Raw genomic sequence first — 17,490 nt, 5'->3', positions numbered from 1 at the left:
CGGAAGTGGCTTTTTCGCGTAGGGCAGAGGGGTTTGATCGGGGCTGCTGGCTAAATAAAAAGCGAACCACCAAGGCACAAAGCACACCAAGAGAGCACCAAGGAAGGATCCTGTTTTTCTTGGTGAAACTTTGTGGCCTTGGTGTCTTGGTGGTGAAATGGCATTGCTGGTGGCGGCTATTGAGAGGCGGTTTTCCCCGTATCGAGCGGCATGCGGATGGTGAAGCAGGTGTAGCCGGGGCGGCTCTCGCATTCGATGGTGCCTTGATGCTGCAGGATGAAGCTCTGCGCCAGCGTCAGGCCGAGGCCGCTGCCGCCGTCGCGCCCGGAGACGAGCGGAAAAAACATGCGGTCGCGGATCGTTGGCGGAATGCCCGGGCCGTTGTCGATGACCTGGAGTTCGAGCGCCAGCGGAAAGCGTTTTTTGGCCAGTGTTACCTGTCGGGTGATGCGCGTGCGCAGGGTGATGGTTCCCTTGTCCTGCCCTTCCACTGCCTGGCCTTCAATGGCCTGGGCGGCGTTGCGCGCGATATTGAGAATGGCCTGGATCAGCTGCTCACGGTCGCCAACCAGGTCCGGCAGGCTGGTGTCGTAATCGCGGCGCACGGTCAGCGTATGCGGGAATTCCGCCGTCAGCAGACTGCGCACGCGCTCGAGGATTTCGTGGATGTTGACCGGCCCCGGCTGCATCGGCCGATGCGGTGAGAGCAGGCGCTTCATCAGGTCCTGCAGGCGGTCGGCCTCCTTGATGATGACTTGGGTGTATTCGCGCAGGCCGGCGTTGTTCAGTTCGTGCTCGAGCAACTGGGCGGCGCCGCGGATGCCGCCGAGCGGGTTCTTGATTTCGTGGGCCAGGTTGCGGATCAGCTCGCGGCTGGCCAGCTGCTGTTCGAGAAGGCGCTCTTCGCGCGTCGCCTTCAGTTGCTGGTCAATCGGCCACAGTTCGATCAGCAGCCGCGCCTCGGAAGCGCCCGGTGCTTCCTGCGGGTGCACCGGATTGACCGTGCAGTTGAGGTGCAGCAACGAGCCGTCGCCGCGGCGCAATTCGATGTTCTGGCCGGTATAGCTCCAGCCGAGTTCGAGGACGTTGCCGAGCACTTTGCGCAGCGATTCCGGGCACTCGATGACGCTGTCGAAGCGCCGTCCGGCAATGGCCTTGCCGCTGATGGCGAGGAGGTTTTCAGCCGCTGAATTGATGAAACGGACGGACTGCGTGCTGTCGAGCAGGACGATCGACGAAGAGAGCAGGTCCAGTCCGCCGAACGGATTGGTAGGGGGGGGCGTCATGTGGGTGGGGTACCTGTTGGCTGGGAGGCAAGCCAAGGCGATGGATGCTTAGCGCAGTTTGCCCAGCTCCTTCTGGATGGCTTCGATATTCCGCTCGTGCAGTGCGATCTTGTCCTTGTAAGGTTGCAGCCGGTCGAGCACTTTCTGGTAATTGCGTTCGTTGCCGCTACGCAGCGATTCCTGCTCGGCCAGTTCCTTCCTGGCTTGTTCGAGGTTTTTCTGCTCGGTCGCCAGCTCGCTTTCGAGGATGTGCCGACGGTCGTTGTCGCGCGCCTTTTGCGTTGTATCGTCAACTTTCGGGAAATTGGCGGGCGTCGGCGTTTTGGGCGCTGCGCCGGATTTCGGGGCCGGTGTCGTAGTGCCCGGATCGCCCAGATTCATGGCCGTGCATTTGACGTTCTTCCCGGCGGGTTTGACGTTCGAAAACGATTTGTGGCCACTCTCGTCGATACACTGGTACATCACATCCGCGTTGGCTGACGTGGCGGCCGCTAGAAGCGCCGCCGGCAGCAAGTGAATCATTCGCAACCTCATCGCGCAATATCCTTTTGTAATAAATCAGGGGCGGGTTGATCGGACTTCAGTGTATTGGATGGCCGTGCGGAGAGCAAACGCCGGGGGGCTTGAGAAACAAAAAAGGACGGGGAATTCCCGTCCTTTTTCAAGCAGTGCCGGGTTGATCAGCAGCTGTAGTAGAGGTCGAATTCGACCGGGTGGGTCGTCATGCGAACCTTGTTGACTTCGTCCATCTTCAGTGCGAGGTAGGCATCGATCCATTCGTTGGAGAAGACGCCGCCACGGGTCAGGAACTCGCGGTCCTTGGCGAGTGCGTCGAGCGCTTCTTCGAGGCTGGCGCAAACGGTCGGGATCTTTGCATCTTCTTCCGGCGGCAGATCGTAGAGGTTCTTGTCAGCGGCATCGCCAGGATGGATCTTGTTCTGGATGCCGTCGAGACCGGCCATCAGCAGGGCGGCGAAGCAGAGGTACGGGTTGGCGATCGGATCCGGGAAGCGGGTTTCGATACGGCGAGCCTTGTCGGACGCAACGTGCGGGATGCGGATCGAAGCGGAACGGTTCTTGGCCGAGTAAGCCAGCTTGACCGGAGCTTCGAAGTGCGGAACCAGACGCTTGTACGAGTTGGTGCCCGGGTTGGTGATGGCGTTCAGTGCCTTGGCGTGCTTGATGATGCCGCCGATGTAGAAGAGGGCGGTTTCGGACAGGCCGGCGTAGCCGTTGCCAGCAAACAGGTTCTTGCCGTCTTTCCAGATCGACTGGTGAACGTGCATGCCGGAACCGTTGTCGCCAACGATGGGCTTCGGCATGAAGGTGGCGGTCTTGCCGTACTGGTGCGCCGTGTTATGCACGACGTACTTGAGTGTTTGCGTCCAGTCAGCGCGGCGAACCAGCGTGCTGAACACAGTGCCGATTTCGCATTGGCCGGCGTTGGCCACTTCGTGGTGATGCACTTCGACCGGGATGCCCAGAGATTCGAGCGTCAGCACCATGGCCGAACGGATGTCGTGCAGGCTGTCGACTGGCGGAACTGGGAAGTAGCCGCCCTTGACGCCCGGCCGGTGACCCGTGCCACCAGCGCCTTCGGTTTGCTCGCCCGACTTCCAGGCGGCTTCGCTCGAGTAGATCTTGAGCGAGCAGCCAGACATGTCGGCGCTCCACTCGACGGAGTCAAAGATGAAAAATTCGGGTTCCGGGCCGAAGTAGGCGGTGTCGCCAATGCCCGAGGACTTCAGGTAGGCTTCAGCGCGCTTGGCGATGGAGCGCGGATCGCGGTCGTAGCCGCGGCCGTCAGCCGGGTCGACGACGTCGCAGGCCAGTACCAGCGTCACTTCGTCGTAGAAGGGGTCGATGTAAGCCGTGGTAGGGTCCGGCATCAGCAGCATGTCGGAGGCTTGAATGCCTTTCCAGCCGGCGATCGAGGAGCCATCGAATGCGTGGCCGCTCTCGAACTTGTCTTCGTCGAACGCGCTGACCGGAACCGTAACGTGCTGTTCTTTGCCGCGGGTGTCGGTGAAGCGGAAGTCAACGAACTTGACATCGTTTTCCTGGATCATCTTGATTACTTCTTGCGGGCTTGCCATGTGCAAAGTCTCCTCAGCGGATGCCGGTCATCCCGGCGACAATTAAAAAAACGTGCTTCGATGGTTAGCAGAAAACATGCCAACTTCCCTGCCTCGAATTTGCCATTGTGCCATAAGGCAAAATCTGGTGGAGGCCTTTGGTTGATGGCACAAGTTTGGTGCGTGCGGAGCATCGATGCACCAATAACGGGATTGTTGACGCCGCTCTGGTGCGGATTGACCGAGCGTAAGGTGAGCACTCATTTTCGTGGTAGTTGTCGGCGCTGTTCACGCGTTAACTCGGTTTATACTCTCGCCGCTTTCAATGCCTGAAACTTTCCCCGGCGGTCGTCAGTCGGAACCAGTTTAGACCAACACAGTTATCGTCATGGGAAAACTCACCGACATCCTCCTGCTCGCCCGCGAACGTGCCGACAAGCTCGATCTTCCGTATTCCGGTGCACTGACTCCGGAAGAGACATTTGCCGTCTGGCAGGAGTTGCCGGGCGCAAAACTGGTGGATATTCGCACCCGTGCCGAACTCGACTGGGTCGGGCGAATTCCGGGGGCGGTGGAAATCGAGTGGCAGTCTTATCCCGATGGCCAGCTGAACCCCGATTTTCTCGCCCAGCTCGGCCGTCAGGTGGATAAAGAGGCGACGGTTCTGTTCGTCTGTCGCAGTGGCATTCGCTCGCACAACGCGGCGGTTCTCGCCAGCGAAGCCGGCTTTACGGCGTGCTATAACGTGCTGGAAGGCTTTGAGGGGACCGTCGATGCCAACGGGCAGCGCGGAAAGTTGGGCGGCTGGCGGCTTGCCGGCCTGCCTTGGCATAGTTGAACTCAACGAATCATCGATTCCCGGAAAACATCCGGTCAGCACCCAGGAACATGCAATGAATACGCGAAGCATCAGTTTTGACTCTTTCAGCCAAATGTCCGACGCGGAGTGCCATGAGCGCATTCGCGCGGCGCGTGCCAAGGTGGGGCAGAAGGCGGTCATCCTCTGCCACCACTATCAACGCGCCGACGTGTATCAATACGCGGATTTGACGGGAGATTCGCTGAAACTGTCGCGCCTGGCTTCGCAAACGGATGCTGAATACATCGTCTTCTGCGGCGTGCATTTCATGGCCGAAGTGGCCGACATCATGTCGAAGCCGCACCAGATTTCGATCCTGCCTGACCTCGCGGCCGGCTGCTCGATGGCCGACATGGCCAATCTGGCCAAGGTCGAGCGCTGCTGGCGCGAATTGAATTCGATCCTGAACGCCGAGGAGGTGTTCACGCCGGTGACCTATATCAACTCGGCGGCCGACCTGAAGGCTTTCTGTGGCAACCACGGCGGCATCGTGTGTACGTCGTCGAACGCGCGCACGATCGCCGAGTGGGCATTCAAGCAGCGCGAGAAGATCCTGTTCTTCCCCGACCAGCACCTCGGTCGGTGGACCGGTCATGCGATGGGCATTCCACTCGACGAAATGCTGGTCTGGGATCCCGATCTCGAAATGGGCGGTTTGACGCCCGAACAGATCAAGAAAGCCAGGATCCTGCTCTGGAAGGGGCACTGTTCGGTACACCAGATGTTCCAGCCGGCGCATATCGAGAAGTTCCGCCAGAAATACCCGGAGGGTCATGTCATTTCCCATCCGGAGTGCTGTTTCGATGTCTGCCGGTTGTCCGATCATGTCGGCTCGACCGAACAGATCGTCAAGGTCATCAAGGAGGCGGCGCCGAACACGCGCTGGCTGGTCGGCACGGAATTGAACCTCGTCAACCGGTTGGCCGAGGAGGTCCGGCCCGAAGGCAAGATCGTCCAGTTCATGGCGCCGACCGTTTGCATGTGCTCGACGATGCAGCGCATCGACCCGCAGCATCTGGCGTGGACGCTGGAGAATCTGGCCGAAGGCCACGTCGTGAACCGGATCACGGTGCCGGCGCACGAAGCCGGTCCGGCCAAGCTGGCGCTGGAGAGGATGCTCGCGGTATCGTGATATCGTGAGCACCATGAAATCCCAGAAGCTGCACGTCGTCACCTACAACATCCACAAAGGCTTCTCGCAGTTCAATCGGCACATGCGGGTGCACGAACTGCGTGACGAGTTGCGCGCGCTCGGTCCCGATATCGTTTTCCTGCAGGAAGTGCTCGGGCAGCATAGTCGGCATGCGGCGAGAATCGAGAACTGGCCGGAAAAGGCGCAGCACGACTTTCTCGCGCAGGACGTGTGGGAATCGAGTGCTTACGGCCGCAACGTGGCCTATGACCACGGGCACCACGGGAATGCCATTCTGGCCCGTTTCCCGATCGTTCATGCGCACAATCAGGACGTCACGCACCTGCGCTTCGAGCGGCGCGGTTTGCTGCACTGCACGATCAATGTGCCGAATGTCGACCAGCCGCTGCATTGTGTCTGCGTGCATCTGTCGCTCTTTGCCCGGTCGCGCCGGAAACAGATGGATGCGCTGGCCGCTTACCTCGAGCAGGCGGCCGGCAACGACTCGCCGCTCATCATCGCCGGCGATTTCAACGACTGGCGCAATGAGGCCGACGCCTTGCTGGCTCAGCGCCTTGGGCTGACGGAAGTTTTTGGCGGCTCCGGCGGTTCAGAGTCGCCCGGACGGAGCTTCCCGGCCAGGCGGCCGATGCTGCGCCTTGACCGCATCTACGTGCGCGGTTTTGCCATCGCCGATGCCAAGGTGCATTCGGGCCGGCCGTGGTCGCAGATATCCGACCACGCCCCGCTTTCGGCCGGGCTGATCCTGAACGGCTGATGCGCTTCCGCTAGTTTGCCGGCGGGGTGGCCTTGCCGGGCGCGTGCCTGCCATCGGCCGTCTCGCCTGGAATGGCAACGATCACGGCATCTTTCCTGGTGTGTTCGAAACGTTGCAGCACACGGACGCCTGACCTTTCGAGCCACGCGTCGATGGGGGCGTCCTTGCGTGAAACCTCGAATACCAGCAGCTCATAGTCGCCCTGCCGGATACGTTGAATCAGCTCGTCGCTGCGGTCTTTTTGCGTCGGTTTCAGGCTCCAGCCGGCGTAATAGGCGGCGCGGCCGCTCTCGAGATAGACGCGCGACGATTCGGTAGCGTTTTCGGCCAGCCATTTCCCGGCCGTCACGAAATGCGTCTTGCCCGGGCTCAGCGAAATGATGTTTGCCAGCATGATGAGTAGGGCTGCGCCGACCAGCGCGAGCCGCCAGCGTGGATAGCGCACGGCGAGTTCGCGCAGTCCGATGCCGACGAACGGCGCCATGAACAGTAGTATCGGACCAACGTAACGCCCGGCCAGGAACTGCTGGTCGATAACAAAAACGGAGACGACCATTAACTGGAAAGCGGTGCACCAAGCAAAAAGCGGATGCCGGTAAAATGCGAGGCGCAGGTGGCTGGTGCCAAGGAAAACGAGCGGCAGAACAAAGATGCCAAGCCTGGCGACGATCTTGATCGGAACGATGGCCAGCGAACCGAAGAAGAGAATGGTGCCGGCGTCCCCTTTCGCATAATCGATCAGAGCGGCCGCCAGCGCCTGGGCCTTGGCATCGAAGCCCTGTGCCTTGAAGCGCTGGATTTCGCCGGCCAGGCGGTGGCCTCCATCGAGATGCCCGCTGAAATAGAGGGCGAGCACGGCGACTGCGCCGGCCAGCGGCAGCGCACCGAGCTGCAAGAGGCGGCGCAGTCGCTCGTGGCGCGGCGCCTCAAACAGCTGCCACAGCAGCAGGGCCGGAAAGAGCGCCGCTGCTTCGGGCCGGAACAGCATGGCCATTGCCAGTACAACCTGGATCAGCAAGGCACCTACCCAGGTCGGCCGTCCGTTCCAGCGCAGCGCTTGCCACAGCGCCAGCATGATGAAGAACCAACAGCCAAACTCGCGGATCAGTTCATGGCGGTATTCGTTCAAGCCAGGAATCGCCAGCACGGCGAGCGCCGCCCACCACGCTGTTTCGGGCTGGAGGCGCTCGACGTTCTTGACCAGCAGGGTGCAGGCGCCGGCCATGAACAATGTATTGAGCAGATGTCCGGCGTTTTCCAGTCCCAGCCCTGTCGCTTGCGAGACGAGCGCCATCAGGATCGACAGGAACGGCCAGCTGAACATCGCCTTTGCGGCAACAAAGCCGCCGTCGAGAAAGGCACGTGCCGTCGTGACATAGAGCATGCCGTCCCGGTTCAGCATGCCGCCGAGGTGGGCGATCAGGGACAGCATCAGGCTGGCGGCAAACGTGACGCGGGCGGGCGTCAGATGGCGGTAGTGGCGCGAAAGATCGGGCAAAAGTTACCTCGGGAATGGGTTGGGCTGCGATGCAGTCGGCTCAGGCGATGCGCCGCAAATAAATGGTCACCGACAATTGTGCGCCGAGCCAGCCAAGCCCGCCGCCAATCGCGGCGATCACCGCGATGTTCGCTGCGGACAGGCTCTGCAGCGCAAAACCGCCGCCATACAGCTCGATCAGCTCACCGACCGGGGGCGCCAGCACATAACCGGCCGCCATCAGGAGCACGGTGGCAAACAGGCCGCCCAGCACGCCTTGCACGGCGCCGAAGTAGAGGAACGGGCGGCTGACGTAGGCATCCGTCGCGCCGATCAGCTTGGCGACCTCGATTTCATCGGCCTGGGCCAGGATCTGCAGGCGGATGGTGTTGAAAGTCACCGCCACCAGCGCGCCGGCAAACAGGCTGGCGAGCAGCGTCACGGTCAGCTTGCCGATGCGCAGGAAAAGATCGAGGCGCTTGATCCACGCGGAATCAAGCTGCACGTGCGCCACCTTCGGCCAGCCGGCCGCGGTTTTTGCCAGTTCCTCGAGCGATTCTGGACGTGTGTCCGCCGGTTCGACGACAAAGGCATCGGGCAGCGGATTGCGCGGCAAACTGGCGACGATTTCGTTCATGCCCTCGGTCGCCTGCAGGTTCTTGAGGGCCTCCTCCTTTGGCACGAAGCGCCATTTGCCAACCTTGGCTTCTTTGAGCCGCGCTTCAATTTCGGCGGTGTCCTTCCTGCCGGCATCGACGGCCATGAAAAGGCTGATCTGCTGGGTGCCCGAGATGTTGCCGGCAATGTCCTGCACGTTGTCGAGAACGATCCAGCCGGCGCTTGGCAGGGCCAGGGCGGCGCCGATCACCATCAGCGACAAGACGGTGTTGAGCGGCGAGGCGACAAGGCGGCGCAACGCACTCCTGAGTGCCAACCCATGCTGGGCGAGAAAGGTCATCATGCGGCACCTCCAAGCAGTCGGCCGCGTTCAAGGCGAATGATGCGCGGCGAGAATTGCGCCATCCACTGCGGGTCGTGCGTGGCGACGACAACCGTGACGCCGACCTGGTGGAAGGCACGGAAGAGCGCGTGGATGGTCGACGCCGAGTCGCTGTCGAGGTTGGCCGTCGGCTCGTCGGCGAGCATGATCGACGGCCGGTTGACGATGGCGCGGGCGATCGCCAGCCGTTGCTGTTCGCCGCCGGAAAGCGCGATCGGATTGACGTTTTCGCGGTCGAGCAGGCCGACCTTGTCGAGCGCGGCGCGCGCCCGGCGCACGGCTTCCTTGTGCGGCAGGCCAACGATGGCGAGTGGCAGCAGCACGTTGTCGAGCGCGGTGCGGTCGAAAAGCAGCTTCTGGTCCTGGAAGATGAGGCCGATGTTGCGGCGCAGGTAGGGAATGGCGCTCTGGCGCAGCGCCGTGATGTTCTGTCCGTTGATCACGATGCTGCCGGAGGTCGGCCGCTCGATGGCCGCGAGCAGTTTGAACAGGGTCGATTTTCCGGCGCCGGAATGGCCGCTGATGAACACCATCTCGCCGGCGGAGATGTCGAAGGTGACATCCTTGATCGCTTCCAGTCCTTCCGGATAGCGCTTGGTCAATGCACTGACGGAAATCATGTCCGGCTCACTCGAAAATGGCGTCCACGAAATCGCGGGCGTTGAACGGGCGCAGATCGTCGATGCCTTCGCCGATGCCGATGAAGCGGATCGGTTTCGGGCACTGGCGGGCGATGGCGGCAATCACGCCGCCCTTGGCCGTGCCGTCGAGCTTGGTGACGACGAGGCCGGTCACGTTGATCGACTTGTCGAAGGCCTTGACCTGCGCCAGCGCGTTCTGCCCGAAGTTGGCGTCGAGCACGAGCAGCGTTTCGTGCGGGCCGGTCGGGTCGGCCTTCTGGATGACGCGGCGTACCTTGGCGATTTCCTCCATCAGGTGCAGCTGGGTCGGCAGCCGGCCGGCGGTGTCGGCGAGCACGATGTCGATGCCGCGCGCCTTGGCCGCGGAAATGGCGTCGAAGACGACGGCGGCCGGATCGCCCGATTCCTGCGAAATGACCGTCACGTTGTTGCGCTCGCCCCAGGCCTGCAACTGCTCGCGCGCCGCAGCGCGGAAGGTGTCGCCGGCGGCGAGCAGGACGGACAGCCCTTGCGACTGGAAATGCTTGGCCAGCTTGCCGATCGAGGTCGTTTTGCCGGCGCCATTGACGCCGGCGATCATGATGATGAATGGGCGCTTTGCTGACGTGTCGAGCGGTTCTTCGAGCGGCAGCAGCAGTGTGTGCAGGGCGTCGGAAAGCGCTTTCTGGATGCCTTCCGGCGTTTCGATCTTGTCGCGCTTGGCACGCGACTTGAGTTCGTCGAGCAGGTGTTGCGTTGCCTCCATGCCGACGTCGCTGGTCAGAAGCAGCGTTTCCAGTTCTTCGAGCAGTTCGTCGTCGACCTTGCCGCGCGCGAAGATCGATTTGAGTTTGCCGCCGAGCTGCGCGCGGGTGCGCGCCAGGCCGGCTTTCAGCCGTTCGCGCCAGGAGAGCGCGGTGGTGGTCGCGGGGGGGGGCGTCAGCTCGTCTGGCTGCGGACTGTCGCTTTTCTTGTCGGTGGATTTCTTGAAGAAACCAAACATGGGCTTTTGTGTCTCTGTGGTGTTGCGGGAGCCGGAAGGCGAAGCGGTCCGGGTTTTGGGCGCTACGGCGATGGGAGTAAGATGCCGCCGCTGACAAGTCGTCAACGAGTCTCCGAATTTTATCAGAAGCCACTCATGCCCATGCGTTATACGAAGTTCTCGAAGCGTGCCGTTCTTGGCGCGGCCTTCCTGCTCGCGGCGACGGTTTCCTTCGCCGTGCGGGCGAACCCGTTTGAACAACAGCTGGCCAACGGCTTGCGCGTCATCGTCAAGGAAGACCGGCGGGCGCCGACCGTCGTGCATATGGTCTGGTATCGCGCCGGCAGCATGGACGAAACCAACGGCACGACTGGTGTGGCGCACCTGCTCGAACACATGATGTTCAAGGGCACGCCGACGATCGGGGCCGGCGAGTTCAGCCGCCGCGTGGCGGCCGCCGGGGGGCGCGACAACGCCTTTACCAGCCGCGACTACACGGCCTATTTCCAGCAGGTGCCGAAAGAGAAACTACCCGAGATGATGCAGCTCGAAGCCGACCGCATGCGCCATCTGACGCTCGATCCGAAGGAGTTCGAGCAGGAGATCAAGGTGGTCATGGAGGAGCGCCGCCTGCGCACCGAAGATCAGCCGCAGTCGCTGTTGTTCGAGCAGCTGGCGGCGGTGGCCTTGCAGGCGCATCCCTACCGGGTGCCGGTGATCGGCTGGATGAACGATCTGGAAAGCATGACCGTGCAGGATGCACGCGACTGGTACGACCGTTGGTATGTGCCGAACAATGCTTACGTCGTCGTGGTCGGCGATGTCGACCATCAGGAGGTGTTCCGGTTCGCCGAGCAGAGCTACGGGCAGCTGGCGCTGCGCGCCTTGCCGGCGCGCAAGCCGCAGGTGGAGCCCGCGCAGTCGGGTACGCGCCGCCTGACGGTCAAGGCGCCGGCCGATCTCCCGTCGGTGCTGATGGCCTACAAGGTGCCGCTGATCCGTGACGTGGAAAACGATACCGAGCCGTTTGCCCTTGAGATGCTGGCGGCCATTCTGGATGGGCATGAGGCGGCGCGTTTCTCGAAGCGGCTCGTCAAGGAGCAAAGACTGGCCGTGGCGGCCGGGGCGGGCTATGACTCGACGGCGCGCGGACCGGGGATGTTTTATCTGCACGGATCGCCCACTTCGGGGCGTAGCCGGGCCGAGCTGGAGGCCGGTTTCCGGGCCGAACTGGCGCGGGTCGCCAAGGACGGCGTGACGGCGGAAGAACTGGAGCGGGCGAGAGCGCAACTGGTGGCGAGCCAGATCTACAAGCTCGATTCGATGTTTGCGCAGGCCATGGAAATCGGCCAGTTCGAAGCGGCCGGCATTCCTTATCGCGCTGACAAGCGGATGATCGAGAAGCTGCAGTCGGTGACGGCCGCCGAGATCAAGGCGGTGGCGGCCAGGTATTTCGGCGATGATCAGCTGACGGTGGCCGAACTCGACCCGCAGCCCTTGCCCGGGACGCCGCGCGCGCCAGCCGCGGCTCAACGTCATTGAGAATCTCCGAGGTTTTTTGAACGATGAAGCCGATCAAACAGTTTGCCGCCGTTTTTCTCATCTTTTTTGCCCAGCTCGGGCTGATTGCACCGGTTGGCGCGGCCGCGCCGAAGATTGAGCACTGGATGGCGCTGTCTGGCGCCCGCGTGTTCTTCGTCGAAAACCATGACCTGCCGATTCTCGATGTTCAGGTCGATTTTGCCGCCGGTTCTGCATACGATCCGGGCAGCAAGGCCGGTCTGGCGGCGCTGACGCTCACCCTGCTCGATCTCGGTGTCGAAGCGATGGATGAAAACAGGATCGCCAACGGGTTGGCCGATCTGGGCGCGCAGCTCTCCGGCAGCGCCGGCATGGATCGCGCCTCGGTCAGTCTGCGCACGCTGTCGGCCGCAGAAAAACGCGGACCGGCGCTTGATATCTTGCGCGCCGTGCTGACCCGGCCGCAGTTTCCGGCCGCTGTTTTCGAGCGCGAACAGGCGCGTGCCATGGCGGGTCTGAAGGACGCGCTGACCCGTCCGGAAACGATCGCCAACCGTGCTTTCTGGGCGGCGATGTATCCCGATCATGCCTACGGTCGGCAGGCCTCGCCGGAGTCGGTCGGTGCGCTGCGGCGCGACGATCTCGCGGCGTTCTACCGTCAGCACTACACCGCGCAGCGGGCGGCGGTGACGATTGTGGGCGATGTCTCGCGTGCGGACGCCGAGGCGTTGGCGCAGTCGCTGACCTCGGAATTGCCGAAAGGGATCGGTGCGGGTGTGCCGGAAATTCCGCTGCGAGCCGCAGGCGGCGAACAGCGTCTCGCCCATCCGGCTGCGCAGGCGCATCTGCTGATCGGCTTGCCGGCGCTCAAGCGCGGCGATCCGGATTTCTTTCCGCTGGTGGTCGGTAACTACACGCTGGGCGGCGGCGGTTTTGTCTCGCGCTTGATGAAGGAAGTGCGGGAAAAACGCGGTTTTGCCTACAGCGTGCATAGCTATTTTCAGCCGCTGGAGCAGCCGGGGCCGTTCGAGATCGGCCTGCAAACCCGCAAGGAGCAGGCCGACGACGCGCTGCGTGTGACGCGCGACGTGCTGGCCGCCTTCCTCGCCGAAGGCCCGTCCGCGGACGAACTGCAGGCTGCCAAGCAGAATCTGATTGGCAGCTTCCCGCTGCGCCTCGACAGCAACCGCAAGTTGCTCGACAACGTGGCGACGGTCGGCTTTTACGGCCTGCCGCTCGATTATCTCGAACGCTATGCCGAGAACGTCGAGAAAGTCTCTGCCGCCGATATCCGCGCCGCTTTTGCCCGGCGTGTGCGGCCGGAGAGCATGGTGACGGTGATCGTCGGCCCGGACGGGGCGGTGGACTCCGCGAAAGGAAGCAAATGAATTCAGTGCGCATCATCGGTGGTGAGTGGAAGCGCCGTCTTCTGCATTTCCCCGATTCGGAAGGGCTGCGCCCGACGCCCGACCGTGTCCGCGAGACGTTGTTTAACTGGCTCGGACAGGATCTGGCGGGACTCACCTGTCTCGATCTCTTTGCCGGCAGCGGGGCGCTCGGTTTCGAGGCCGCTTCGCGCGGTGCGGCTCGGGTGGTCATGGTCGAGAAATCGGCGAAAGTGCGCGCCGCGCTGGAGGAAAATGCGCGTCTGCTTGGCGCCCCAAGCGCGAAAAACGGGCGTTTGGAGATTCTCGGCGCGGATGCGGTAAAATTCGCGTCCGCTTTTGGACCGGAAAGTCCGCGTTTCGATGTGCTTTTTCTCGATCCGCCTTACAAGCAAGGCTGGATCGGGCGCCTTGAACCGCTGTTGCCGCAGCTTTTATCCAGAGACGGCGTGCTTTACGTCGAGGCGGAGATGGAGCTGGAGTCTTGCGGAGACTGGCGTACCGTCCGCAGCGGCCGGGCCGGACAGGTTTTTTATCATTTGATGAGGAGTGGCGACCACGATGGCGCTGAATAACCGGTTGGCGATCTATGCCGGCACCTTTGACCCGATCACCATGGGGCACGAAGATCTGGTCCGGCGAGCAGCGGGGCTGTTCGACCATGTCATCCTGGCGATCGCGGCCAGTCACGCCAAAAAGCCTTTCTTCTCGCTCGAAGAGCGCGTCGGGATGGCAGAAGAAATTCTGCTGCCGCGATACCCGAATGTCGAAGTGTGCAGCTTCAGCGGTCTGCTGATGAATTTCCTGCACGAGCGAGGCGCCAAGGTTATCCTGCGCGGTTTGCGGGCGGCGTCCGATTTTGAATACGAATTCCAGATGGCGGGGATGAACCGGAATCTTTACCCCGAAGTCGAAACGATGTTCCTGACACCGAGTGAGCAGTACACGTTCATTTCGGCCACGATGGTTCGCGAAATCGCTCTTTTCGGTGGCGATGTCAGCAACTTTGCGCGCCCGTCCGTATGCGAGCGGCTGGCAAAGAAAATAGCCGAAAGAAACAGCAACTGTTGATCAGAAGGAAAAATACATGTCTTTGATTATTACCGATGAGTGCATCAACTGCGACGTTTGCGAGCCGGAGTGCCCGAACGAAGCCATTTCCCAGGGCGACGAGACGTATGTCATCGACTTTAACAAGTGCACCGAGTGCGTCGGTCACTACGACACGCCGCAATGCGTGGAGGTCTGCCCGGTCGATTGCATCAAGAAGGATCCGGAGCACGATGAGACGGTGAATCAGCTCTGGATCAAGTACGAGAAGCTGACCGGCATCAAGTGCGTCGGCTGTTCCGGGGAATAACGCTGGAACATTCTTCCGTCGGTCGAAAAAAACGCCGTGACTCTTTGCAGGGCACGGCGTTTTTTCTGGTGGCGTTCCGGAATGGGGCTGCGATGGCTGACGGTCAGGCGGCGCGCAGACCGGTTTCGTCGGCCACCGTGCTCAGCGTGTTCTGAATCTCCAGGCCCAGCGCTTCAATCGACCGGATCTGGCCGAGCAGCGTCTGCTCGACATGCTCGAGCTCGTTGATCCGGTCTTCCAGCGTGTCGGTCGCCTGGTGAATGCGCTTGATGCTTTCGAGCCGGCGCTTGAGCTGGATCTGGTGTTCCCGCACCTGCGTTTCCATCGGCGCCATGACCGCCTTGAGCCAGGCCTCGGCGTCGCGGTTGGCGCGCTCGAAGGCCTTTCGAACCTGCACCGCGACTTCCTCGAAGAATTTTTGCGTCACCTTGCTCTTCTCGTTGGTGGCGAGCTGGAAAACGGTGTTGAGATGCGTGTCGCACCAGTGTTCGAGGCGGTCAATTTCCTTCTTGTAGCGGATCAGTGAAAAACCGGTCGGCGAGTCCAGCTTGAGGCCGTGTTCGACGACGAACTTTTTGTAGATGGCCTCCATCATCGCCAGTATTTCCGTGACTTCGCCGTCCGATTTGATGAGGTTGGCGCGTGCGACGGCGAAGAAATTCCGCATGGCTTCGGAAAGCTCCTTCGAGAAGGTGGCGCCGGTCATCGTTGATCGCGTCTGTGCGGTCAGGCTGCGCAGGGCGTCGATGCCGAGGTGGCTGAAAAGCTTGTTGGTCAGTTGCGAAAAAATACTGCGCACGGCATAGAAGCGCTGCAGGCCGGATTCGAATTCCTCTTTCTCGACGCGCACCTTGCGCATCATGTATTCGACGACGCCCTTGTTCTTGCCGCGCAGTTCGGTCAGTTCGTCAAGCTGCTCGCGCAAGCCGGCCAGCCGGGAGTCGAGCAGTCCGCGCATGCGGGCGTGGATGTCCGAGAATTCGGTGCCGGTGAGTTCCTGCACGATTTCCCGCTTGGCCGGGATGAGTTCCTGCGAGAGCGCGGCTTCGAGTGCCGGCAGGCGGCTGCGGTTGAGCAATGAAGCGTCATCGTTGACCTTGGCGACCAGAGCCTTTTGGGCCGAGATCGGGAAAATCTGGCTGGATGGCAGATCGAGCGTCCGGGCGCAGTCATTGACCTGCTTGACGATTTCGGCCTCGATTTCATCGGCGCTTTTGAGTTCGTCCCACAGGCCGTCAATTTTGTTGAGGGCGACAATGCGCCCTTTCTTGTGCTGGTTCGGAGCGGCGACGTGTTCGCTCCAGATGGCGAGGTCGGATTGCGTCACGCCCGTATCGGCGCCGAGGATGAAAAGCACCGCATGGGCGTTGGGCAGCAGCGACAGCGTCAGCTCGGGTTCGGTGCCGATGGCGTTGAGTCCCGGCGTGTCGAGAATGACCAGCCCCTGTTGCAACAGGGGATGCGGGAAATTGATCACGGCGTGGCGCCAGCGCGGGATCTCGACGGTGCCGTCCTCGCCGGTGCGCCCGACGGTTGCGTTGCCGTTGCCGGTTGGGAAACCGTATTTTTCGGCGAGTTCCGGTGTGACGTGGCGAACATCACTCACCGAGCGCAGCGCGTCTTGCATGGCCTCGGTCGAGCCGGTGTCGAGCGGGATGACTTTCCACTCCTCGGGGTAGCGTTTGTACTCGCTGATGCCGGCGTTCGATTCGCGGGTTTCGATGGGCAGCAGTTCGATCGACGGAGGCTTCGACGGGTCGTACATCAGCTCGGTCGGACACATCGTGGTGCGCCCGGCCGTCGATGGCAGCATCCGGCTACCGTAGTCGGCGAAGAAAATGGCGTTGATGAGCTCCGATTTGCCGCGCGAGAATTCGGCGACGAAGGCGATATTCAAGCGATCCTCGCGCAGCTTTTCGAGGAGGCGGGCGATGCGCAGGTCGGTCTGGGCATCGCTCAGGTCGTTTTCCGACAACCATTTTCGGAAGGCCTCCAGGCCTCCCGCCAGATTGGTGCGCCATTGCGTATAAGCGGCAACGTGTTGAGCAAGCATCATGGTTTACCCCTCGATCAGAGGAGGCTCACTCTATCACAAGCGCACAGGCGAAAACCGATTGGAATAATCGGCGCGGGGGCTCGTTTAACGCTGGCAGGACGGGCAATAGAAGGTCGATCGCCCCGCCTGGCGGATCATCCGGACCGGGGCGCCGCAGCGCGGACAAGGCTGGCCCTGCCGGCCATAAACGGCGCAGGATGTCTGGAACGAGCCGGCGCCGCCATCGCTGTGCACGTAATCGCGGACGCTGCTGCCGCCGGCGGCGATCGCTTCGGTGAGAGTGGCGCGGATGGCTTCGGCGAGTGCGCGGCAACGCTTTCGGCTGATACGGTGCGCCGGGCGGAGCGGTGAAATGCCGGCCCGGAACAGGCTTTCGGCGGCGTAGATGTTGCCGATGCCGACGATCAGATGGCTGTCCATCAATACCGTCTTGATTGGCCCGCGGCGCGGGCGCGTGGCGTCGTAGAGCCAGTCGCCGCCGAATCCGTCGCTCAACGGTTCGGTCCCGAGCACGGCTACGAGCGGATGGCTTTCCACCCGGCTGCCTTCGTGCCAGACGAGAGTGCCGAAGCGGCGCGGATCGCGCAGGCGCAGGACCGTCGATGCGAATATGAGATCGACATGGTCGTGCTTTTGCGGTGGCGTGCCGGGAGCGACCAGTCGAAGGCTGCCGGACATGCCGAGGTGCAGGATCAGCCAGCCACCTCCGTGGGCGCTTTCGCAGTCGAAAAGCAGATATTTGCCGCGGCGGCGGATGGCGTCGATATGCAATCCGGCGAGGCGGGTTGCCAGTTCGGGCGGGATCGGGTGGCGCAGGCGCGGCGTGCGGAAAATGGCGTTGAGCAGACGCTGGCCCGGCAAATGGGGCAGTAATCCGAGGCGGCTGACTTCGACTTCGGGGAGTTCCGGCATTGCTGGTCTCGACAAAAGCCCATAACATGAGCGAACCAGTAAGACGC

The 17,490-nt window shown here is 62.0% G+C and carries 17 protein-coding genes; 8 read left to right on the top strand and 9 right to left on the bottom strand.

Translation table 11 applies throughout. From position 1 onward, the window contains the following. Positions 1–176 precede the first annotated feature (176 nt). The 3 genes from glnL to glnA all read right to left on the bottom strand — a co-directional run bounded on the left by glnL (position 177) and on the right by glnA (position 3,382). Complete coding sequence (glnL, locus tag GH659_RS12410) at positions 177–1,286, bottom strand: nitrogen regulation protein NR(II) (protein WP_153111750.1); 1,110 nt, start codon at positions 1,284–1,286, stop codon at positions 177–179. Between the two features lie 48 nt (positions 1,287–1,334). Further along, complete coding sequence (locus GH659_RS12405; RefSeq protein ID WP_246167838.1) at positions 1,335–1,808, bottom strand: DUF4124 domain-containing protein; 474 nt, start codon at positions 1,806–1,808, stop codon at positions 1,335–1,337. Between the two features lie 158 nt (positions 1,809–1,966). After that, positions 1,967–3,382, bottom strand: a complete 1,416-nt coding sequence (gene glnA / locus GH659_RS12400) for a type I glutamate--ammonia ligase (protein WP_153111748.1) — start codon at positions 3,380–3,382, stop codon at positions 1,967–1,969. Positions 3,383–3,749: 367 nt separating this feature from the next. Here glnA and GH659_RS12395 point away from each other — a divergent pair, with 367 nt between their 5' ends. The 3 genes from GH659_RS12395 to GH659_RS12385 are packed head-to-tail and all read left to right on the top strand — an operon-like array spanning position 3,750 to position 6,130. Further along, the gene (locus GH659_RS12395; RefSeq protein ID WP_153111747.1) at positions 3,750–4,199 is read left to right on the top strand and encodes a rhodanese-like domain-containing protein; all 450 of its coding nucleotides are present in this window, start codon (positions 3,750–3,752) and stop codon (positions 4,197–4,199) included. Between the two features lie 55 nt (positions 4,200–4,254). Beyond that, positions 4,255–5,352, top strand: coding sequence for a quinolinate synthase NadA (gene nadA / locus GH659_RS12390; RefSeq protein ID WP_153111746.1), 1,098 nt, complete (start codon positions 4,255–4,257; stop codon positions 5,350–5,352). Between the two features lie 13 nt (positions 5,353–5,365). Next, positions 5,366–6,130, top strand: a complete 765-nt coding sequence (locus GH659_RS12385) for an endonuclease/exonuclease/phosphatase family protein (RefSeq protein ID WP_153111745.1) — start codon at positions 5,366–5,368, stop codon at positions 6,128–6,130. 10 nt (positions 6,131–6,140) lie between these two features. Here GH659_RS12385 and GH659_RS12380 read toward each other — a convergent pair whose 3' ends face one another. The 4 genes from GH659_RS12380 to ftsY are packed head-to-tail and all read right to left on the bottom strand — an operon-like array spanning position 6,141 to position 10,230. Next, the gene (locus tag GH659_RS12380; protein WP_153111744.1) at positions 6,141–7,628 is read right to left on the bottom strand and encodes a glycosyltransferase family 39 protein; all 1,488 of its coding nucleotides are present in this window, start codon (positions 7,626–7,628) and stop codon (positions 6,141–6,143) included. A gap of 40 nt (positions 7,629–7,668) precedes the next feature. Continuing rightward, the gene (ftsX, locus tag GH659_RS12375; RefSeq protein WP_153111743.1) at positions 7,669–8,568 is read right to left on the bottom strand and encodes a permease-like cell division protein FtsX; all 900 of its coding nucleotides are present in this window, start codon (positions 8,566–8,568) and stop codon (positions 7,669–7,671) included. After that, positions 8,565–9,227, bottom strand: coding sequence for a cell division ATP-binding protein FtsE (locus GH659_RS12370; RefSeq protein WP_153111742.1), 663 nt, complete (start codon positions 9,225–9,227; stop codon positions 8,565–8,567). The genes ftsX and GH659_RS12370 overlap by 4 nt, the downstream gene beginning before the upstream one ends. A 7-nt stretch (positions 9,228–9,234) precedes the next feature. Further along, positions 9,235–10,230 carry a signal recognition particle-docking protein FtsY gene (ftsY, locus tag GH659_RS12365; protein ID WP_153111741.1) on the bottom strand — a complete coding sequence of 332 codons (996 nt, stop codon included), beginning with the start codon at positions 10,228–10,230 and terminating at the stop codon, positions 9,235–9,237. Positions 10,231–10,365: 135 nt separating this feature from the next. Between ftsY and GH659_RS12360 the strand changes: the two genes are divergently transcribed. Genes GH659_RS12360 through GH659_RS12340 form a run of 5 tightly spaced genes read left to right on the top strand, consistent with a single transcriptional unit; the run spans position 10,366 to position 14,475 of the window. After that, positions 10,366–11,751 (top strand): M16 family metallopeptidase, encoded by a 1,386-nt coding sequence (locus tag GH659_RS12360; protein ID WP_246167836.1) that lies wholly within the window; start codon positions 10,366–10,368, stop codon positions 11,749–11,751. A gap of 23 nt (positions 11,752–11,774) precedes the next feature. Beyond that, the gene (locus tag GH659_RS12355; RefSeq protein ID WP_153111740.1) at positions 11,775–13,118 is read left to right on the top strand and encodes a M16 family metallopeptidase; all 1,344 of its coding nucleotides are present in this window, start codon (positions 11,775–11,777) and stop codon (positions 13,116–13,118) included. Next, on the top strand, positions 13,115–13,690 hold the full coding sequence (rsmD, locus tag GH659_RS12350; RefSeq protein ID WP_153111739.1) for a 16S rRNA (guanine(966)-N(2))-methyltransferase RsmD: 576 nt from the start codon (positions 13,115–13,117) through the stop codon (positions 13,688–13,690). Before GH659_RS12355 ends, rsmD begins: the two co-directional genes overlap by 4 nt. Further along, a complete protein-coding gene (coaD, locus tag GH659_RS12345) occupies positions 13,683–14,186 on the top strand; it encodes a pantetheine-phosphate adenylyltransferase (RefSeq protein ID WP_211364238.1) in 504 nt (167 codons plus the stop codon). Before rsmD ends, coaD begins: the two co-directional genes overlap by 8 nt. 16 nt (positions 14,187–14,202) lie before the next feature. Next, the gene (locus GH659_RS12340; protein ID WP_153111737.1) at positions 14,203–14,475 is read left to right on the top strand and encodes a YfhL family 4Fe-4S dicluster ferredoxin; all 273 of its coding nucleotides are present in this window, start codon (positions 14,203–14,205) and stop codon (positions 14,473–14,475) included. Positions 14,476–14,578: 103 nt separating this feature from the next. Here the strand turns inward: GH659_RS12340 and GH659_RS12335 are convergent, their stop codons facing one another. Beyond that, a complete protein-coding gene (locus GH659_RS12335; RefSeq protein ID WP_153111736.1) occupies positions 14,579–16,531 on the bottom strand; it encodes a dynamin family protein in 1,953 nt (650 codons plus the stop codon). Between the two features lie 84 nt (positions 16,532–16,615). Next, positions 16,616–17,443 (bottom strand): bifunctional DNA-formamidopyrimidine glycosylase/DNA-(apurinic or apyrimidinic site) lyase, encoded by an 828-nt coding sequence (gene mutM, locus GH659_RS12330; RefSeq protein ID WP_153111735.1) that lies wholly within the window; start codon positions 17,441–17,443, stop codon positions 16,616–16,618. Between the last annotated feature and the right edge of the window lie 47 nt (positions 17,444–17,490).

Origin of the sequence: Propionivibrio limicola (genome assembly GCF_009469695.1) — a bacterium.
Classification (GTDB): Bacteria; Pseudomonadota; Gammaproteobacteria; order Burkholderiales; family Rhodocyclaceae; genus Propionivibrio; species Propionivibrio limicola.
Note: the sequence above shows the minus strand (reverse complement) of the source record. Positions and strands in the feature narration are given on the sequence as shown.